The sequence below is a fragment of the Mesorhizobium sp. URHB0026 genome, from assembly GCF_054059755.1.
On sequence record NZ_JBSSCN010000001.1, the window covers coordinates 5,344,632 to 5,364,127 of the forward strand.

General features: G+C 65.8%; 17 protein-coding genes and 1 pseudogene. 10 read left to right on the forward strand and 8 right to left on the reverse strand.

Features of this window, described 5'->3' with window-relative positions:
- The first annotated feature begins 132 nt into the window (after nucleotides 1–132).
- Nucleotides 133–1,086, forward strand: coding sequence for a LysR family transcriptional regulator (locus ACVWWD_RS26340; protein WP_457103500.1), 954 nt, complete (start codon nucleotides 133–135; stop codon nucleotides 1,084–1,086).
- A 55-nt stretch (nucleotides 1,087–1,141) separates the two neighbouring features.
- Here the strand turns inward: ACVWWD_RS26340 and ACVWWD_RS26345 are convergent, their stop codons facing one another.
- Nucleotides 1,142–1,756, reverse strand: a complete 615-nt coding sequence (locus ACVWWD_RS26345; protein ID WP_023774858.1) for a TetR/AcrR family transcriptional regulator — start codon at nucleotides 1,754–1,756, stop codon at nucleotides 1,142–1,144.
- Between the two features lie 251 nt (nucleotides 1,757–2,007).
- On the opposite strand from ACVWWD_RS26345, the gene ACVWWD_RS26350 reads away from it, so the two are divergent.
- From ACVWWD_RS26350 to ACVWWD_RS26375, 6 genes are all read left to right on the forward strand, one after another.
- Nucleotides 2,008–2,520: a (2Fe-2S)-binding protein gene (locus tag ACVWWD_RS26350; RefSeq protein WP_023774856.1), complete on the forward strand. Its 513-nt coding sequence runs from the start codon at nucleotides 2,008–2,010 to the stop codon at nucleotides 2,518–2,520.
- Nucleotides 2,517–3,575 (forward strand): FAD binding domain-containing protein, encoded by a 1,059-nt coding sequence (locus tag ACVWWD_RS26355; RefSeq protein ID WP_023784435.1) that lies wholly within the window; start codon nucleotides 2,517–2,519, stop codon nucleotides 3,573–3,575. The genes ACVWWD_RS26350 and ACVWWD_RS26355 overlap by 4 nt, the downstream gene beginning before the upstream one ends.
- Nucleotides 3,565–5,823 (forward strand): xanthine dehydrogenase family protein molybdopterin-binding subunit, encoded by a 2,259-nt coding sequence (locus ACVWWD_RS26360; protein ID WP_352547549.1) that lies wholly within the window; start codon nucleotides 3,565–3,567, stop codon nucleotides 5,821–5,823. Before ACVWWD_RS26355 ends, ACVWWD_RS26360 begins: the two co-directional genes overlap by 11 nt.
- Before the next feature lie 114 nt (nucleotides 5,824–5,937).
- Nucleotides 5,938–6,420, forward strand: a complete 483-nt coding sequence (locus tag ACVWWD_RS26365) for a (2Fe-2S)-binding protein (protein ID WP_023795643.1) — start codon at nucleotides 5,938–5,940, stop codon at nucleotides 6,418–6,420.
- Nucleotides 6,417–7,400, forward strand: a complete 984-nt coding sequence (locus ACVWWD_RS26370) for an FAD binding domain-containing protein (protein ID WP_352547552.1) — start codon at nucleotides 6,417–6,419, stop codon at nucleotides 7,398–7,400. The genes ACVWWD_RS26365 and ACVWWD_RS26370 overlap by 4 nt, the downstream gene beginning before the upstream one ends.
- Nucleotides 7,397–9,712: a xanthine dehydrogenase family protein molybdopterin-binding subunit gene (locus ACVWWD_RS26375; RefSeq protein ID WP_023774850.1), complete on the forward strand. Its 2,316-nt coding sequence runs from the start codon at nucleotides 7,397–7,399 to the stop codon at nucleotides 9,710–9,712. The genes ACVWWD_RS26370 and ACVWWD_RS26375 overlap by 4 nt, the downstream gene beginning before the upstream one ends.
- Nucleotides 9,713–9,804: 92 nt before the next feature.
- On the opposite strand, the gene ACVWWD_RS26380 is transcribed toward ACVWWD_RS26375, so the two are convergent.
- Nucleotides 9,805–10,815 (reverse strand): zinc-dependent alcohol dehydrogenase family protein, encoded by a 1,011-nt coding sequence (locus ACVWWD_RS26380; protein ID WP_352547554.1) that lies wholly within the window; start codon nucleotides 10,813–10,815, stop codon nucleotides 9,805–9,807.
- Nucleotides 10,816–10,912: 97 nt separating this feature from the next.
- Between ACVWWD_RS26380 and ACVWWD_RS26385 the strand changes: the two genes are divergently transcribed.
- Complete coding sequence (locus tag ACVWWD_RS26385; protein ID WP_352547556.1) at nucleotides 10,913–11,839, forward strand: LysR family transcriptional regulator; 927 nt, start codon at nucleotides 10,913–10,915, stop codon at nucleotides 11,837–11,839.
- A 290-nt stretch (nucleotides 11,840–12,129) separates the two neighbouring features.
- On the opposite strand, the gene ACVWWD_RS26390 is transcribed toward ACVWWD_RS26385, so the two are convergent.
- A complete protein-coding gene (locus tag ACVWWD_RS26390; RefSeq protein ID WP_032922590.1) occupies nucleotides 12,130–13,011 on the reverse strand; it encodes an EamA family transporter in 882 nt (293 codons plus the stop codon).
- 201 nt (nucleotides 13,012–13,212) lie between these two features.
- Nucleotides 13,213–14,295 (reverse strand): sensor histidine kinase, encoded by a 1,083-nt coding sequence (locus tag ACVWWD_RS26395; RefSeq protein WP_023795636.1) that lies wholly within the window; start codon nucleotides 14,293–14,295, stop codon nucleotides 13,213–13,215.
- Nucleotides 14,296–14,456: 161 nt separating this feature from the next.
- Here ACVWWD_RS26395 and ACVWWD_RS26400 point away from each other — a divergent pair.
- Nucleotides 14,457–14,615 (forward strand): annotated as a pseudogene (locus ACVWWD_RS26400) (two-component sensor histidine kinase); the annotation flags it as partial.
- Between the two features lie 161 nt (nucleotides 14,616–14,776).
- On the opposite strand, the gene ACVWWD_RS26405 reads toward ACVWWD_RS26400, so the two are convergent.
- Complete coding sequence (locus tag ACVWWD_RS26405) at nucleotides 14,777–16,237, reverse strand: coiled-coil domain-containing protein (protein ID WP_352547560.1); 1,461 nt, start codon at nucleotides 16,235–16,237, stop codon at nucleotides 14,777–14,779.
- Nucleotides 16,238–16,506: 269 nt separating this feature from the next.
- On the opposite strand from ACVWWD_RS26405, the gene ACVWWD_RS26410 reads away from it, so the two are divergent.
- The gene (locus ACVWWD_RS26410; protein WP_023784426.1) at nucleotides 16,507–17,109 is read left to right on the forward strand and encodes a sulfotransferase family protein; all 603 of its coding nucleotides are present in this window, start codon (nucleotides 16,507–16,509) and stop codon (nucleotides 17,107–17,109) included.
- An 83-nt stretch (nucleotides 17,110–17,192) separates the two neighbouring features.
- On the opposite strand, the gene minE is transcribed toward ACVWWD_RS26410, so the two are convergent.
- From minE to minC, 3 genes are all read right to left on the reverse strand, one after another.
- Nucleotides 17,193–17,465, reverse strand: a complete 273-nt coding sequence (gene minE / locus ACVWWD_RS26415; protein WP_023774842.1) for a cell division topological specificity factor MinE — start codon at nucleotides 17,463–17,465, stop codon at nucleotides 17,193–17,195.
- Complete coding sequence (gene minD, locus ACVWWD_RS26420; RefSeq protein ID WP_023774841.1) at nucleotides 17,462–18,277, reverse strand: septum site-determining protein MinD; 816 nt, start codon at nucleotides 18,275–18,277, stop codon at nucleotides 17,462–17,464. Before minD ends, minE begins: the two co-directional genes overlap by 4 nt.
- A gap of 167 nt (nucleotides 18,278–18,444) precedes the next feature.
- On the reverse strand, nucleotides 18,445–19,350 hold the full coding sequence (minC, locus tag ACVWWD_RS26425; RefSeq protein WP_023774839.1) for a septum site-determining protein MinC: 906 nt from the start codon (nucleotides 19,348–19,350) through the stop codon (nucleotides 18,445–18,447).
- Nucleotides 19,351–19,496: the final 146 nt, after the last annotated feature.

A 19,496-nucleotide genomic window follows, 5' to 3' on the forward strand; every position in this document is an offset into this window, starting at 1 on the left:
TGCGGCTATGGACATCGGAGGCTCCGCTTCGTTGGTTGTCGCCGCATCGATACCGCTCACCCGATAATTGCACCAGACGCAACGGAGTAAACTGACCGTTGCGTCAAACGCCTCACCCCGCTAAGCTCTCTCATGCTCAATCTCGACCTGAACCTTCTGGTGGCGCTTGACGCCTTGCTTCGGGAGCGCAGCGTCTCGGGCGCCGCCAAGAAGCTTGGCCTCAGCACGTCCGCGATGAGCCGCACACTGTCGAGGTTGCGGCTGGCGCTAGGTGATCCCATCCTGGTTTCGGCGGGACGCGCCATGGTGGCGACGCCTCATGGCGAAGCGATCGCCGAACAGGTGCACACGCTGACGTCGGCGGTCCGGTCCGTCCTCAGCCCCTCGCCGGAGATCGATATCAGCCAGGTGCGGCGCGATTTTACCATCCGGGCCAATGAAGCCTTCGTGCTGCTCTACGCCGCGCGTCTCCATGCCCTTGTCACCAGTGCCGCGCCCGGCATAAGGCTGCGCTTCGCGCCCCGGCCGGACAAGCGCATCGAACTGCTGAGAGAAGCCACGATCGACCTCGATATTGGCGTGCTTTCGGGTGATAGCGCCGAATTGCGCGGTCAGGCGTTGTTCAATGACCGTTTTGTCGGCGTCGCAAGAGCGGGGCATCCGCTTCTGGAGACCGAAATAACGGCTGAACGTTACGCCGCGTGCCGGCACGTGGTCTCATCCCGGCGAGGCCATTTCATTGAACCGGTCGATGAAGCGCTCGCCGAACTCGGCCTTTCGCGAAAGGTCGATCTGGTGGTGCCTAGCTATCCGGCGGTTGTCGCAGTCGCGGCCGCATCCGATCTTGTCGGACTGGTGCCGCGTTCGTACCATCTGGGTGCGACAGGCCGTACCCAGATGTTTGATCCGCCGGTGGCAATCCCAGGCTTCACCATCACCCAGGCATGGCACCCCCGCATGGATGCCGATCCCGTGCATCGCTGGCTGCGATCGTTGATCTTCAAGGAGTTTCCAGACGCGGTTCGTCGATTCGAGCAGCCGGCGACGGCAGGGAGTCTGGCGGCGGATCGACGGCGGACCGACTGATCTTATCGTTTGTCATCACTCGCCTCATGCCGGAGGGCAAGCGGCGTTCGCCCTCTCATCCAGCCTTCGTCGCCCCGAACCGCAACCCGTCCATCAGGAGCTTGACCAGGCGGCGCGAACGGTCGCGCCACTCGGGCGTATCTGGTGCCGAGTAGATGCCGCCGAGTGCATGCAGCACGTCGGAGGCATCGACATCGCCGCGGATGGTGCCGTCGGCCACCGCCGCCTCGACCAGTTGCCGCAGCGCTTGCGACACCCGTCCCGACGTATCCGAAAACAGCGTCGAATTGGTGGTGAACAGGATGCGCAGGCTGGTCGCAAGGCCGCGCTTGGTAGCGATGTAGTCGACGAAGCGGCGCATCCATTCTTCCAGCGCCACATCGGAGGGATGTCTTGCCGCGAGCTCGCCGGCCGCCGCGCACAACCCCTCGGCTTCGCGGCGGTAGACCACCTCGACCAGATGCTCGCGTGTCGGAAAATGCCGGTAGAGCGTGCCGATGCCGACACCGGCGCGCCGCGCGATCTCCTCCAGCGAGGCGTCGATGCCGCGCTCGGCAAAGACCGCAGCCGCCACCTCGACCAGCCGGTCGCGATTGCGCCGTGCATCCGCACGCAGCGACTTGGCGGCGGCGGGTTTTTGGTCAGCAGTTGTGACGGGCTCAAAAGCCAATTTTTTTCTCCACCAAGGATATGGGGGCTTGAACCACGCCTGGCTAGCCCCCAAGTAGATAAACGGAGGCGCCTCCGCTTTAGTGGAGCACGTTTATCATATAATCAGGGGAACCGGTATGTCACGCCTTTCGAAGCCGCAACCCGCCACTTTTCCAACCCGCGGGAGATTGGCCGCAGCCTGACCTTGCCCTGCCCCGCCCCCTACCCCAATTCTTCCCCTCAGCGTCAAGCAACTGGAGCCAGACGCCCATGACCAGCCTTCCCATCTCGCTTACCGTCAACGGACATCGACACGAACTGGAGGTCGACCCACGCGTAACCTTGCTTGACTTGCTGCGCGAGCGGCTTGAACTCACCGGCACAAAGAAGGGCTGCGACCGCGGCCAGTGTGGCGCCTGCACGGTATTGGTCGACGGCAAGCGCATAAACTCCTGCCTGGCGTTGGCGGTCAGCCATGACGGCGCCGAGGTGCTGACCATCGAAGGCATCGCTCACGGTGAAGAACTGCACCCTGTGCAGGCCGCCTTCATCGCCCATGACGGCTTCCAATGCGGTTTCTGCACGCCCGGCCAGATCATGAGCACGCTCGGCTTGATCGCCGAAGGACAGGCTGGCGACGATCCCGAGCGCATCCGCGAGGGGCTGAGCGGCAACATCTGCCGCTGCGCGGCCTATGGCGGCATCGTCGAGGCGGTCCTGGAAGCCCAGAAAAACATGGCCGACACCGCCACGACCGAGGCACGCAGGAGGACCGCGGCATGAGAGACTTCGATTTCATCAGGCCCGCCACCGTCTCCGACGCCATAGCGGCGGCGGCCGAACCGGGTTCGGCTTATCTCGCCGGCGGCACCAATCTGCTCGATCTGATGAAGGGCGGCATCGCCAGCCCCGAACGGATCGTCGACATCACCCGCCTGCCGGAACTCAATCGCATCGAAATGCTGGATGATGGCGGCCTGCGCATCGGCGCGCTGGTCCGCAATGCCGATCTCGCACATGATCCGGCCTTCGCCAAGGCCTATCCGGCGGTGGCCGAAGCGCTGCTTTCGGGCGCCTCGGCGCAGCTTCGCAATGCCGCCACCGTCGGCGGCAATCTGCTGCAGCGTACGCGGTGCAGTTACTTCTACGACACCGCCAGCGCCTGCAACAGGCGCGAACCCGGTTCCGGCTGCTCGGCACTTGGCGGCGAGAACCGCCTGCATGCGGTGCTTGGCTGGAGCGATGCCTGCATCGCCACCCATCCCTCCGATTTCTGCGTGCCGCTGGTGGCGTTGGACGCCGTCGTCGAGATCGAGGGCAAGGGAGGCCGGCGCCACGTCACCTTGGAGGAATTCCACCGGCTTCCGGGCGACACGCCGCAGCGCGAAACCGTGCTGCAGCCGGGCGACCTGGTCGTTGCGGTGCGCCTGCCGGCGGAAGCAGCGTCCTTCGCCGCCCACGCCCGCTACCTGAAACTGCGCGAACGCACCTCCTATGCCTTCGCTGTCGTTTCGGCTGCCGCTGCCCTGACGGTCGCCGACGGCAAGATCCGCGCCGCGAGGCTGGCGCTCGGCGGTGTCGCGGCCAAGCCATGGCGGGCGCGCTCGGCGGAAGCGGTGCTGCTCGGCGCCGATGCCGACGAAGCGAGCTTCGTTCGGGCCGCGGATGCGGCTCTGGCCGACGCCAGCCCCTCCGGCGACAATGCGTTCAAGATCGAGCTTGCCCGCCGCATTGTCGTCAGGGCGCTGATGTCCGCGCAGGCAGGCACGCCCGCTCTGATGCCCGCTTTGCCTGCTTCCCCTTTTTCCTCCCTTCCCGGAGTGCGTCATGACGCTTGAACTCGGCCTCAACCAACAGCCTGCCCATACGCGCCAAGGCTCCAGCATCGGCCAGCCGCTGACCCGTCGCGACGGATTTTTAAAAGTCACCGGGACCGCGCGCTTTGCCGCCGACAACAATCCGCCCGGCATGCTCTATGCCGTGCTTGCCGTCTCCAGCATCGCGCGCGGCCGGGTTGTCTCGCTGGATGTCGAGGCGGCCAAGGCGCATGCGGGCGTGGTCGAGGTGATGACGCCTCTGAACCGGCCGGCGCTCGCCGTCGATCCGGATGCCAAGGACCATCCCTTCATGTTTCGGCTCGACCTGCTGCAGAATGATGGGGTTCGCTACCCCAACCAGAGCATTGCCGTGGTGATAGCGCAGACGCTGGAAGCGGCGACCGAAGGCGCGGCGCTGTTGTCGCCGCGCTATGAGGAGTTGCCGGCGCGCGTTGGTCTGGACGGCGCCAAAAGCTTCGTGCCGCGCGGCGTTGGCGTCGGCAACCCGGCGGTGCAGGAGAAGGGCGATGTCGAGGCCGGCCTCAAATCGGCAAGGACGCGGATCGAGGCGACCTACGAGACGCCGGCCCAGTACCACAACGCCATGGAGCCCCACGCGATCGTCGCTGCCTGGGATGGCGACCGGCTGTCGATCGACACGCCGAGCCAAGGCCTGGCCATGGCGCAGGGCCGCATCGCCGGCCTGTTCGGCATTGCGCCGCAAAACGTCCATATCCGCAGCCCCTTCCTGGGCGGCGGCTTCGGCTCCAAGGGCATGATTTCCGGACCGCAAGTGCTCGGCATCCTGGCGGCGCGTCTCGTCGGCCGCCCGGTCAAGCTGGTGCTCCGGCGCGAGCAGATGTACGGCCCGGTCGGTCACCGCGCCCCGACCCGCCAGACATTGCGCATGGGCATGGATGGCGAAGGGCTGCTGACCGCGATCTCCCATCACGCCAGGACCACGTCGAGCACGTTCGACGATTTCTTCGAACCGGCGGCGGACGCCTCGCATACGCTCTATGCCAGTCCGGCCATCGCCACCTCGCACGACGCCGTGCGGCTCGATACCGGCACGCCGCTGTTCATGCGGGCCCCGGGCGAGGCCACCGGATCGATCGCGCTTGAGAGCGCCATCGACGAGGCGGCCCATGCCTGCGGCATGGACCCGCTGGAATTCCGGCTCAGGAACTATGCCGAGGTCGAACCGATGACCGGCAAGCCGTTCTCCTCCAAGGCGCTGCGCGAATGTTACGAACAGGCCGCCGAGGCGTTCGGCTGGGCGAGCCGCCCGCTGCAGCCACGGCGGATGCGCGACGCCGACGGTTTCCTCACCGGCTGGGGCATGGGCACGGCGACGTTCCCGGCACTCATGTTCCAGGCCGAGGCACGCGCGGTGCTGAGGGCCGACGGCAGCGGCTTGATGGAGACCGGCGCTCAGGACATGGGCCAAGGCGCCTGGACGGCTTTTGCCCAGATTGCAGCAGACGGACTGGGGCTCGACATCGACCAGGTCGATTTCAGGGCCGGCAGTTCCGACCTGCCCAATGCGGGTATCGCCGGCGGTTCGGGTCACACGGCGACGGCCGGCATGGCCATCCACAATGCGGGTGCGGCCGTCATCGCCAACCTTGCCGATCTCGCCACCGGCGACGAAGCCTCGCCGCTGTTCGGCGCCGGCAATGAAGGCGTTGTTGCACGCGGCGGACGCCTTTACCGGCGCGACGACGAAAGCCGCAACGAAAGCTATGCCGAGATCCTCGTCCGCGCGGGCCTGACCGAAATCGAGGGCCGGGGCAAAGGCGCTCCGGATCCGGCCTCCCAGGAGACTTACGCCATGCACGCGCATGGAGCCGTCTTCGCCGAGGTGAAGGTCGACCCGGATCTCGGCCAGATCCGCGTCACCCGGCTGGTCGGCGCATTCGCCGCCGGACGCGTCATCAATCCGCGGCTGGTGCGCAGCCAGTACTATGGCGGGATGATCTGGGGCGTTTCCTTCGCGCTGCACGAGGAAGCCGTCACCGACCGGCGTTTCGGCCGCATCCAGAATGCCAACCTGGCGGACTATCATGTCCCGGTGAATGCCGACGTGCCCTCGGTCGAGGCGCTGCTGGTTCACGAGGACGACCCTTATGTGAACGCCCTCGGCATCAAGGGCGTTGGCGAAATCGGCATAACCGGGACTGCCGGCGCCGTCGCCAATGCGGTCTGGCACGCGACCGGCGTGCGCGCACGGCGCTTTCCGATCCGAATCGAGGACCTGCTGGGGTGACGAGCGGTCCGCCCGAAACGACAGGCCCGCGCCAGGGCAGGCAAGCGGTCGGTCGGACCGCCCTGCCCCAGTCGAGTTCATTCCACAGCGTCAAGCAACTGGAGCCAGACGCCCATGACGAGCAAGACCACAATTCCCGTCCATCTCGATATCAACGGCCAGCATCACACGCTGGAACTCGAGCCGCGTGTCACGCTGCTCGACGCCTTGCGTGACAGGCTCGGCCTGACCGGCACCAAGAAGGGCTGCGACCACGGCCAGTGCGGCGCCTGCACCGTCCATGTCGACGGCGAGCGCGTGCTGGCCTGCCTGACGCTGGCCGCGCAAGCCGAGGGCCGCGCCATCGCCACCATAGAGGGGCTTGCACGGGAGGGCGAACTGCATCCCGTGCAGGCTGCCTTCCTCGAGCAGGACGCCTTCCAGTGCGGCTATTGCACGCCAGGCCAGATCATGTCGGCGGTGGCCTGCATCCGCGAGGGCCACGCCGGGTCGGACGAGGAAATCCGCGAATACATGGCCGGCAATCTCTGCCGCTGCGGCGCCTATCCGCACATTGTCGCCGCCGTGCGCCAGGCAGCGCTGGAGGCCGCGTCATGAGGGATTTTTCCTATTTTCGCGCCACCTCGGCTGACGCCGCCCGCCAGGCGGCCGCGCTCCCCGGCGCCATGCTTCTGGCAGGCGGCACCACGCTGATCGACCTCGCCAAATGCGGCGTCGCCGAGCCTGACACGCTGGTCGATATCACCCATCTCAAGGGGTTCGACCAGATCGAGGTCGACGAGCGCGGCGTCGTCATCGGCGCGCTCGCCAGGATGGGCCATGTCGCCGACCACGCGGACATCAAGAGCCGCTTCCCCGCCATCTCCGAAGCGCTCTGGCAGGCAGCCTCGGCGCAGATCCGCAACATGGCGACGATCGGCGGCAATCTGATGCAGCGCACGCGCTGCCCCTATTTCCGCGATCCCGCGAACTTTGCCGCCTGCAACAAGCGCGAACCAGGCAGCGGCTGTTCGGCGATCGGCGGCGTCACCAGGGGCCATGCCGTGCTTGGCACCAGCGAGGCTTGCATCGCCATGTATCCCGGAGACCTCGCCACCGCGCTCGGCGCCTTCGACGCAACGGTCCATCTCGGCGAACGGCGCGTGCCGGTGGAGGCCTTTTTCCTGCTGCCAGGCACGACGCCCGACAGGGAACACGCGATCGAGCCGGGCGAGATGATCACCGCCATCGAAATCCCTTCTTCCGCCGTCGCCCGCCTTTCGACCTATCTGAAGATCCGCGACCGGCAGTCATATGAGTTCGCCGCGGCCAGTGCCGCCGTCGGGCTCGAACTGGAGGCCGACGGGCGCACCATCCGCGACCTGCGCGTGGCGCTCGGTGGCGTCGCCACCAAACCCTGGCGGGCGCGAGCCGTGGAAGCCGCGCTGAAAGGCAAGGTGCTGGCGCCGGAAGCCGTTCGCACGGCCAGCCTGCTCGCCGTCGAAGGCGCGGTCGACCATGGCGCCAACCGTTACAAGGTCGAACTCGCGCCGCGCGTCGTCGCACGCGCCATCCTCAAATTGGGAGAAGCGGCATGACCGTTCACATCGCAAGCACTGTTTACGTCGGAAGACATGGCGACGCGTCCGACGGCGCGCAGGTGGAGGCCGTCGGCGGCCGGCTGTCGCGCGTCGACGGCCCGGCCAAGATCACGGGTGCGGCGAGATACGCGGTCGAGCAGCAGCTCGAAGGGCTCGCCTATGCCGTGCTGGTCGAAAGCACCATCGCATCCGGCAAGGTGCGCGCCATCGAGACGGCGGAGGCCGAGAATGCGCCGGGCGTCCTCAAGGTGTTGACACCAGACACCATCATCAGCCTGAAAACCGCCTCGGACTGGTTCGGCACGCCGCCGCCGGACAATCCCTATTGCCCGCTGGCGCGCGACGTCACCTTCTCGGGCCAGCACGTCGCCGCCGTGGTCGCCGAGACCTTCGAGCAGGCCGTGGCCGCCGCGGCGATGGTCAAGGTCAGCTATGATGAGACGCCGGCCATCGTCGACCTCAGCGACGGCAAGGCCGGCGACGGCATCCCGGTCGATGCCATGACCAAGGAATGGGGCGACGCGGCCGCCGCCTTCGCCTCCGCTCCGGTGCGCGTCTGCGCCGCCTACAACACACCGCGCGAATACCAGGCGCCGATGGAACCGCATGGCCTGATCGCCCGCTGGGAGGGCGACCATCTCACCGTATGGGAGCCGAGCCAATGGCTGGACGGCATGGCGCGCACCTATGCCGAATGGTTCGGCGTGCCGTTCGAGAATGTGCGGCTGGTGTCGCCCTATATCGGTGGCGGCTTCGGCTCCAAGGCGCTGGCGCTGAGCCATGGCGCGATTGCCGCAAGTGCCGCGAAAATGCTCGGCCGGCCGGTGCGGCTGGTAATGACGCGGCCGCAGACCTTCACCGGCTATGGCGGCCGCGCCGCGACGCGGCAGACGGTGACGATCGGCGCCGACCACGACGGAAAAATCCAGTCGATCGTGCATCGCGGCGTCAACGAAACCTCCATCGACGGCATGTGGGTCGAGCCGCTGGGCTCGGTCACCTCGATCATGTACGCGACGCCAAACTTCTCCTCGAAACAGAACGTCGTGCGAGTGAATTCGGTGGTGCCGGGCGCTATGCGCGCCCCGGGCGAAAACCCGTCGGCCTTCGGCATCGAAAGCGCCATCGACGAGCTCGCCTACGAGGTCGGCATCGATCCGCTGGAAATCCGGCTGCGCAACTACGCCGAACAGGATCCGCACGCGAAAAAAGCCTGGTCGACCCGGCAGTTGCGCGAGGCTTTCGCGGCGGGTGCCGAACGCTTCGGCTGGGCCAGGCGCACGCCTGAGCCACGCTCGATGCGCGACGGCAACCATCTGGTCGGCTGGGGCGTGGCCGCCGGGACTTATCCGGTGCGGCGCGCCTATGGCGAGGCCATCGTGCGCATCTTGGCCGACGGTTCGGTCGAGGTCGAAAGCTCCTCGATCGACATGGGCCAGGGCACCTACACGATCCTGGCGCAGACCGCCGCCGAAACGGTCGGCGTTGCGGCCGACGACGTGGTGGTGAAGCTTGGCGATTCGCACTTCCCCCGCGCCGGCGTCGCCGGCGGCTCGCGGCTGGCCGGCGTGATGACGGGCGCCGTCCACAAGGCCGCGACCTCGGCGCTCGACCAACTGGTCGGCCTGGCGATCAGCGATCCGCGCTCGCCCTTCAACGCGCTGCAGGCCAACACTTTGGTCGTCGCCAAAGGCCGCATCGCCACGCCGCGCGGCGACGGCCCCGACGTCTCGATCGCCGAATTGCTGAAAAGCGTCGGCCGCGACCGCATCGAAGCGACGGGCGACACCATGCCGGCCAATTCGACAGCGGATGATCGCTATAGGAACTACACCACCATCGCCATGGCGCTGCCGCACACCGAGGGCGACTATTCCCGCCACTCCTGGTGCGCCCATTTCGTCGAGGTGCGCGTCGACGAGGATTTCGGCACGGTGCGTGTGTCGCGGGTCGTGTCGGCGCTGGATTCAGGCCGCCTCTACAATCCGAAGCTGGCCGAGAGCCAGTGGAAGGGCGGCATCATCATGGGCATCGGCCAGGCGTTGCTCGAAGAAGGCATCGTCGACCGCCGCCACGGCCGCATCGTCAACAACAACCTCGCCGACTATCTCGTCCCGACCAACGCCGACGTCCCCGACATCGAGGTGATCTCGGTGGGGATTCCCGACCCGCACTCCTCGGTGCTCGGCGGCAAGGGCGTCGGCGAACTGGCGATCGTCGGCATGGCGCCGGCCATCGCCAACGCGGTGTTCCATGCGACGGGAAAGCGGATACGCGACCTGCCGATCACGCTGGAGAAGCTAATTTAACGGTGAGGCTGCCAATCTCCCCTTCGAGGGGGAGATTGCACGTGGCGACGGTTTCGCGAATTTCAGCGTTGAAGAAATGGCGCCTGCGCCGATCACCACTCCAGCCCGAACACCAGCTTGCCGAAATGCAGGCCGCCGGCGGCCATGTGAGCGTAGGCTTCAGTGGCTTCATGAGGTGAAAACACCTTGTCGACCACTGGCTCGATCCGGGCTGCGCCGACGGCGCGCGCGGCGTCGAGAAGATCGGACACGGATCCGGTGTTGTTGCCGACCACCTTCAGCGCCTTGATGATGATCGGCAGCAGATTGATCGTGGCTTCGGCACCGGTGACGAAGCCGATGGTGAACAGCGTGCCGCCGGGCGCGGTGGCGTTGACGGCGCGGGCGAAGGTGGCGCTGCCCGCGGTCTCGACGACAAGGTCGGCGCCGAGGCCGCCGGTCAGCTCCAGCACCTTGCCGTCCCAGTCGGGCGTCGCGCGGTAGTTGATGAGATGATCGGCGCCAAGCGCCTTCGCTCGCTCCAGCTTTTCGTCCGACGACGAGGTGATGATGACGGTCGCGCCGAGGGCTTTGGCAAGCTGCAGGGTGAAGATCGAGACGCCGCCGGTGCCAAGCAGCACGACAACCGAGCCCGGCCCGACATCGGCGGCGCGGATGGCGTTCCAGGCGGTGGTGCCGCAGATGGGCAGAGTCGACGCCGCCTCGAAGGAAAGATGCGCCGGCACCGGCACAAGCGAATTGGCCGGCAACGCGACATATTCGGCCAGTGACCCCGGCAGCGAAATGCCGCGCATCTGCCTCATCTCGTAAGGCCGCGGCGGCCCACCGATCCAGCGCGGCTTGGCATGCGCGACGACGCGATCGCCGATAGCGAATTTCGCAACGTCCTCGCCCAGCGCCACGATCTCGCCGGCGCCGTCGGCGACAGGGATGAGCGGAAAGCTCGGTCCAGGATAATTGCCGTTTGCCACCGCCACATCGACGAAATTGAGGCTCGCCGCCCGCTGGCGGATCAGCACCTCTCCGCGCTGCGGTTCGGGGGTTGCAACGGTGGCGGCGCGGAAGGCGTCCAGCCTGGGCTGGCTGAGTTCGATGGCTTTCATGATTTCACTCCGTTGGGACGATTGATGGATTGAGTGAACCTATTTGTTGCGCTATCTCTGGATAATCCTTGCTTTGAGCAATTGAGAACTGTGAATTATGCAGCAATCTCACGAACCCGCTGCCCTTGCCGAGATGGCTGCCTTCGCGGCCATCGCCGAGGCGCGGTCCTTCACCAAAGCGGCGGCGCGGGTCGGGCGCGACGCGACCATCCTGTCGCGGCGCCTGCAATCGCTGGAGACGCGGCTCGGGGTGAGACTGCTCTCGCGCACGACGCGCAGCGTCTCGCTGACCGAAGCGGGCGCCGAATTCCTGGTGCGCGTGCGCGCCATCCTTGCATCCGTCGACGAGGCCGAGGCCGTCGCGTCCGCGCATGCCGGAGGCCGCCCCCGCGGCGTTCTCAGGTTGGCGCTGCCCGGCACGTTCGGGCGCATGTGGATCGGGCCGCTGCTGCCTCAATTCCTCGCCGAATTTCCCGATGTCCGCATCGAGGCCGAATTCTCCAACCGCTTCACCGATCTGGTCGCCGAGAATTTCGACGTCGCCGTGCGGCTGGGCAGCCTGGAGGATTCGCGCCTGGTGGCACGCAAGGTGGCGACGCGACGCAGGCTGCTCTGCGCGGCTCCCTCCTATCTCGCCCGCAGCGGCACGCCGGAGACGCCGCGGGCGCTGCTCGACCATTCCTGCCTGGGCTTCTCGGGCTTCCAGACCTTTCCGGCTTGGGAGATGACCGACCGCGAGGGCCGGCGCGCGCGCGTCGAGGTTTCCGGGCCGTTGGTCAGCGACGATGCCGAGGTGCTGGTCGAGGCCGCTGTGCAGGGGCTCGGCCTGATGGTGAGCACCGACTGGCTGGTCGGGCGCGAGCTTGCCGACGGACGGCTGGTGCCTGTGCTGGAGGAGTGGACCTTGGCGGATGAAGGCGCCGTCTATGTCGTCACGCCCTCGGCCAAGGGAAAAGCCGCCAAGACCCGCGCCTTCACCGACTGGATCGGCAAGCGCTTCGCGCCGGAACCGCCCTGGCGGTAAAGCCGCTGACCCGCTGGCGGTGGAGACGGCGCGCTCCGCCTTCAGCGCCAATGAGTCGCTAGGGCATGCCGATGTCCGACACGAGTTGACGAGGCCGGCTCGACGGTAGTGGAAGCCGGCATCGACATGAAAGTGTCGCCCAATGCCACGCTCGGCCTGTCCTATTCCGGGCAGTTGGGCGGTGGCGCGTCGACAACGGCGCCAAGGCAAACCTCAGCGTCAAGTTCTGACGACAACAGGCAGCCGGCTCGCGCCAAATTGACGTCGCCGGGCGGTCCTGGCGTCCACCCCTACTCCGGCGACGGCACCGGCGGCTTCGAGGTTAGCGCGGTGCCGGCGGCGGCCACGATCACGGCGGCGATGCCGGCCAGTTGCGGCGTGGTAAGGCTTTCCCGCAGGAACAGGAACCCGGCCAGCGCGCCAAGCCCCGGCTCGAGGCAGGTCAGCGTGCCATAGATGCGCGCCGGCATGCGGGTCAGCGCCACCATCTCCAGGAAGAACGGCAGCGCACTGGAGAACAGGCCGACGAGCAGCGCGCTGACCAGGATCGACGGCGCGAGCAGGCCGCTTCCCGCCTCGGCGATGCCAAAGGGCAGCACCAGCACGGCGGCGATCGCCATGCCATAGGCGGTGGTGCGGGTGCCGAGTTCCGCGCCCGCCTTCTGCGCCAGAACGATGTAGAGCGCCCAGAACCCGCCGGCCGCCAGCGCCAGCGTCACGCCGATCGGATCGAGCGGCTTTAGCGAGTGGATGAAGGGCGACAACAGCACGATGCCGGCGACGGCAAGCGCGATCCAGGCGAAGTCGCTGGCCCGCCGAGAGGTCAGTGTCGCCACCAGCAGCGGACCGGAAAACTCCAGCGCCACCGCGACGCCGAGCGGGATCCTGGCAAGTGCCGCGTAGAACAGAAGGTTGAGCGCACACAGCGTCACCCCATAGGCGACGAGCCACGGCATGGTGGCGCGCGAGGGCCATGCCTGCCAGGGCCGCAGCACCGCGATCAGCATCAGCGCGCCGATGACCAGCCTGAGCGTCGTCGTGCCTTGCGCGCCGATCACCGGAAACAGCGTCTTGGCGAAGGTGGCGCCGATCTGGATCGACACCATGGCCCCCATCAGCGCGGCGACCGGCAGGGGTGCGGCTTCGCGGCTGGCAACCGGCATTGATGTCACTTGTGCTTCATCCTCCATGCGCAGAGGCGAAAACCTGCCCGGCGGCACTGCAATAGGATGAACCAGCCTGCCTGTCGTGAGACAGGGCGGATACCTCGATGGGGGCACGGCCAGAGACGGCCGCCGTCCTCGGTTCAGGGATTTCCACCGCAACGGCGGTACCGGGCGGGACAACCACTACACACTTTTTCTGGGATTGCTCTAGGCCGCGGCGGCGGAGCGCTTGAACACGATCGTGACCCGGGTGCCTTCGTCGGCGCTGGAAGTCACGTCGAACTCAGCTTTGGCGTTCTCTGTCAGCGATTGTGCGATGAGCGCGCCGAGCTTGCCTTGTTTGGGCCAGCTCTCGCCTTCCGGCAACCCAATCCCGTCATCGGCGACGACGACCCGGCAGCCATCCCCGTTCACGACGCTATGCAGCGTGATCGTCCCGCTGTCGCGCCCGCGAAATGCATGCTTGAGCGCGTTGGTCAGCAGTTCGTTGACCACCAGGCCGGTGGGCATGGCAACGTTGATCGAGACCGGGTAGGTGTCCACCTTCATGTCGAGGCGGATGCCCTCGACAGCATGCGAACTCATCACGGCGGACGCGATCTGGCTCAGATAGACGCCGAGATCGACCTCCTCCTTGTGCTCCTCGCCCGATAGCGTTTGGTAAAGGATGGCCAAGGCGTCGACGCGGCCGGCCAGTCTTTCGAAGCGTTTCCGGTCCGGCTCGGTCGCATTGCGCGTTTCGAGGCGGATCAGGGCGGTGATCATCTGCAGATTGTTCTTCACCCGGTGCTGCAATTCCCGCAACAGCGTGTCTTTCTCGCGGACGCGCTCCTCGATCGAGCCCGCATCTTCGGTCTCGCCATGGACCGAGACGTCGACCAATGCCACCAGCCGGAAGCAGGCCTTGCCGTTGTCGTCCTCGATGACGTTGGAATAGACGTCTACGATTGCATGCTTGTCCTCGGCTCGCTCGAGCCGGAACGTGCCGACGAAATCGGTCCCGTCGACCACCGCATCGGACAGCGCGCGGTCCTTCTGCTGGTGCAGGCCAATGCCCGAAAGTGCCGCCCAATGCCTCTGAGCGAGGCTCGCCGCCTTCAGGCCCGACAGTTTCTCGAACTCCGGATTGGCGTAGACGACACGTTCCTGCCCGCTGAGGTCCGAAACGGCGATGGCAATCGGCACCTGGTCGAGGAACTTCTTGAACTGTTCGCTTTCCAGCGCGCTAGCAAGGTCCGGCGTCTCCAGCAACTGCTCGACCGTTTCCGCCTTATCTGAATTCGATGTCATCTGTTGCATCCAGGAATTCTCTGGACGCACCAATATCAGCGAAGCGATGCGCGAGCTATCGCCAAAAATGCCACGTTCACCGGCATTAGGAGCAGGCCCGCGCCAGCCTGGTCCCGCGCAACGGCGACGCCATGGTGAAATCCAGGCCATCACCAAGACGCTCGGCCGAGGTCAAGGCCACGGCGCACGCGCTGAACCAGCTCTCGTCCAGGCTGAAGACCGCCACGGAAAGCCGCATACGGCTGGTGGCCGCCGCCGGCCATGACCTGCGCACGCCGATCACGCGCATGCGGCTGCGCGCCGAATTCCTCGACGAGGAGATCATCGAGCGCTACGCGGCACCGTGAGGCTGAAGAACCGCCAGGGCGGCGGGCTGGCGCGGACGGTGGTGTTCGCGGCGGTGTGATTGGGTCAGGCCCGTCCACATCGCGAAAGGCAGCCCAATGCTGGGACTGCCAAGCAACGAGGCCCGCGAAGCGCGCTACGACGTGGCGCGCAGATTCCTGCGGATGGGACGCCTGCCCGTTGCACGGGCCTTCTCGGCCACCACGGCGGCGATCTCCACCACCTCGCCCTCGCGCGATTTGCCGTTGGTGGCCTTGTGGAGCCGCTCGTAGGGCAGCAATTCCTTGATCCGGGCATTGAGCGACGCGATTTCGGCCCTCAAATCCTCGCATTCCTGCCGCTGGACATCCCTTTGTATGTCCTCCGATGCCTGTTGCAGCGCAAGTTGCGAAAGATTGGCGTTCGCTTTCGAAAGGCTCAGCTTGTCCGCTTCGTTCTCGTCGGTGAGCGCGGACAATCTTTCATCGGCGATTTTCTTTTCGGCCACTGCATCGTCCAGCTCGGTCTTGAGCCTGGCGATTTCGGCGGCGGCCGCACTGTTCTCGTTCGAGGCCCGCTCCAGCCGCGATTCCAGGTCTTGTATCCCGGACCGCAATCCGCGCATTTCCGTCTGGCCGCGCGCCCGTTCGGCTTCCCAGTCGCCTTGCATCAGGCTGGTCGTTTCGGTCTTTTCCGCCAGCTTGGCCTGTGTGGCCTCGAGCGCCTTCTGCAGCCGGATCTCCTCTTTCTCGCTCTTGCCGAGCGCCGCCATCAGTTCGGCAAGGCGCGCCGCTTCGCTGGCGTGGATAGCCGAAAGCTCGTCCAGCCTGTGGCGCGCCTGGCTCTCCCGCTTCAGCACCTTGTCGAGTTCGACCGACAGGCTGACATGTTTTTCCCGCAGCATCTTGCTCTCGCGCAAGCGCCTGTTGGCCTCGACCGTCCTTGCCGTCAGCCGGTTGGCGATGTCGCCGAATTCCGCGTCGCGTTTGACGCTGGCATTGCCCATCTCGGCGAGCTCGAGCCTTGCCGCCGCCAGCGTTGCGCGAAGCGCATCCCGGTCCTGGACCAGGTCTGTCTCGCGCTGCTGCAGCACTTCGCACGTGCTGTCACGCTCGCGCAGCTTCGCCGCCGTGTCGTGCAGCTTTTCCGACAGCGCTCTTTGCTCGGCGATCAGGCCGGCGTTTGCGAGTTCCAGCTCATTGGCGCGAAGAATGTCGGTGTGGAGGATGTTGAGGAATTCGCGCGTCAGATGGTGCGAGGTCGAGATTTCCGACAATTTGCCGTTGATCTCATCCAGATAATCCCTGGCGTCGTGGAACATTCCTTCGAAGGCGTTCAACGCCGCGAGCCGGGTCTGGGCATGGGGCGTCAGTCGTGGCGTGGTTTCGGCGGTGTCGGCGTTGCCCGCATCGTCGGGATTGTCCGCGCCCTCCGCTTGCGCCGCATCGGCTTGGGGTGGCGAGACGGGTGACGGGTCAGCGGGGCCATCGTCGCCCTGTGGCGGTGCCTCGAATTCGCTGTCAAGGCTGGCATCCAGCGCGTCCGCCAGATCGTCCTGCAACTCCTGGAGTGCATCGTCTACGTCTTCAGCACGCTTGATCAGGCTCTTGAAGTTCATACGGAACTCCCTCTTACGCAATCAAAACCAGATATTTAACAAACTGCTAATTTGTATCCTTACATCCGCTGGTTCCGCTGGGGAAGCCCCCCTAGGGAAATGTAAATTTCAGACATTTGGGGATTGCACCGCCGCGACAGCCAGTGCCGAGTACCGGGCTGGCGCAGACCGTAGCGTTCGCGGCGGTGTCAACGCTTCTCGTGCATATTCCGTGTACAGCCTGATATGCTGCCAGCAAACGCTTGCAAGTCGAACGGGAGGGGGTGGAGATGTCGATCAAGGTGATCGGAACCGGCTTTGGCCGAACTGGCACGGATTCGATGCGCGAGGCGTTGGCCATTCTCGGCTACGGCCCCTGTCATCACATGCATGAAGTGATCGGCAACGAGGAGCAGAAACGGATGTGGCGTGCGCTGGCCCAAGGTGCCGCGCCTGATTGGAACCAGCTGCTGTCGGGCTATGTCTCCTGTCTGGACTGGCCTTCGGCGTACTACTGGCGCGAACTGATCGAATTCTATCCAACTGCCAGGGTGATCCTGACCTACCGCTCGGCCGAAAGCTGGTGGGAGAGTTTTGAAAAAACGATCGCGAGGGGACTTGAGCAAAGCGTCGACCAAGAATCGCTGGGCCTTGCCCTGATCGCCAGGCAGGTGTTCGGCGGCCGGCCGGGCGATCGAGCGCATGCCATTGCCTGCTACGAGGCCAATGTCCGTGCGGTGTACGCCGAAGTGCCACCGGAGCGGCTGCTGGTCCACGCTCTTGGCGATGGCTGGGAACCGCTGTGCACCCATCTGAGCGTTGCGATACCGGATCAAGACTATCCCAATCGCAACAGCGCCGCGGGCTTCAGGTCGAGATTTTCGCTGAACTGATCTGGACCAAAACCGGCGGTGTCGGCCCGGCAATCCGGACACCTCGCCCCACATGGAGTGGGGCGAGGAAAAGGCGCACGGTTCTACCCCGCCATGGCCAGCGGCACGGCGCTCTTGTTGGGGATCTGGATGTCGATTTCCAGCGTCGACATGGTCTCGCCGCGATCCATTGAGACCTGGAGATAGTCCTGGTCGATCTGCACATGCTTGGCGATCACAGCCATGATCTCCTCGCGCAGAATGGAGACGAGGTCGGGCTGGCCACGGCTGCGGCGCTCATAGGCGAGCAGCACCTGCAGCCGCTCGCGCGCCACCGGCGCGCTGGTGCGCCGCTTGAAGAGGTCGAGGATGCTCATGCGGCCCTCCTTCCGAGCAGACGGTCGAGGAAACCCTTGCGTTCGAAGGGCACCACCACCGGCAAATCTTCGCCTTCGAGCCGCCGTGCCGCTTCGAGATAGGCGCGTGCCGCGTTGTTGAGCGGTTCCGAGAGCGTCACCGGCGAACCGAGATTGGAGGCGCGCAGCACATCCTGGCTTTCCGGGATGATGCCGAGCAGCGGCACCGACAGGATTTCCAGCACGTCGTCGATCGAGAGCATTTCTCCCCGCGCGGCGCGCGCCGCGTCATAGCGCGTGACCAGCACATGCTTGGCGATCTGCTCACCCTGTTCTGCGCGCATGGTACGGGCGTCGAGCAGGCCGATGATGCGGTCGGAATCGCGCACCGACGACACTTCCGGATTGGTGACGATGACGGCCTCGTCGGCAAAGCGCATGGCGAGCTGCGCGCCGCGCTCGATGCCGGCCGGGCTGTCACAGAAGACATAGTCGAAAACCGAACGCAGCTTGTCGATCACCTCGCCGACGCCGTCCTCGGTCAGCGCGTCCTTGTCGCGCGTCTGCGACGCCGGCAGCAGGAACAGCGTGTCGACGCGCTTGTCGCGGATCAGCGCCTGCGACAGCTTGGCCTGACCCTGGATGACGTTGACGAGGTCGAAAACGACGCGCCGCTCGGCGCCCATGATCAGGTCGAGATTGCGCAGGCCGACGTCGAAATCGACCAGCGCCACCTTCTTGCCGGTCTTGGCGACCGCGGCACCCAGCGCGGCCGTCGAGGTGGTCTTGCCGACGCCCCCCTTGCCCGATGTGACGACCACTACCTTGCCCATGGAAAAAGCCTCCGTTGCCTGTTGTCGTTCGTTGTGCCGTGCGCCGCACGGCTGTTGTCAGAGCCTGCCATCATGCCATCCCAAACCGGTCCGAGGCTTGCGCGCGGCGATGCCTCGGCGCTTGTCCAGGCCGGAACCGTGAAGCCGGGCGTCAGCACCGCGCCGGCCTAGTTCAGCGGCACGACGGCGAGCATGTCGCCTTCGAGGAAGGCCTGCACGGCCTTGCCGCGCGAGACGCCTTCCATCTCTTCGGCGGTGGTGTACCAGCCGTCGACCGAAATCAGCTCCGCCTCGTTCTTGCGGCAGAAGATGCGTGCCGAGCGATTGCCCTGCGAGCCAGCGATGGCGCGGCCGCGTAAAGTGCCATACACATGGATAGAGCCCGCCGCGATGATTTCGGAGCCGGACGCGACCGAGCCCAAAACGATGACATCGCCATGCGGATGAAAGATCGACTGGCCCGAGCGGATCGGCGACTTGACCATCAGCGTGCCGGCCTGGACCGTTTCGATGGCGCCGGCTTCCGCCTTGGCCGCCTTGCCCTTGCCGGCCTCGGCCCTGCCTTCGTCGACCTTGCCCTCGCCTGCCTTGACTTCCCCGGCTTTGACTTCGCCTGCCTTGACTTCGCCGGCTTTGACTTCGCCGGCCTTGCCGGCATCCCTGCCGCGATCCGAAAACACGGTTTCCAGCTTGCCGGCTTCATCGGCCGCCTCCGCCTTGCCCTTGCGGCCGGGCTGAGACAGCAGGCCATCCGTAGTGGCCTCCTTGGCGGCGCTAAGCAGCGGCGGCAGGTCAAGCCCGAGGGAGGCCCCTTCAAGCTCGATCGCGTAGACCCGGATGCCCCGCGCACCAAGCGAAGCAACCAGCAGCGCGATGTCGGCGACGTCGGGCTTCAGTACGTTCAAATCGAGCACCACCGGCCGCCCCGCAAAATACCCTGGCGAATTGCCGATCCAGTGATCCAGCCCCTCCAGCCAGGCGGAAATCGGCGCCTCCGGCGTGAGCGTAAAGGCCACGAACGAACGGGCGCGAAAACGAATGGATTTTGTTTCGACGGGGGCGGCAAAGGTCACGGCCAGCGAATCCTTACTGAGAGGTAAACGCTAGGGGGTTAATGGTTAACGAATGGTTAACGGCAAAGGGCAACTCGGCAGCTAGCGCGAGAAATCCGGAGGTCTGCTAAGCGCCCCGCGGAGACCGGCGACAGGTGCGGGCTCCT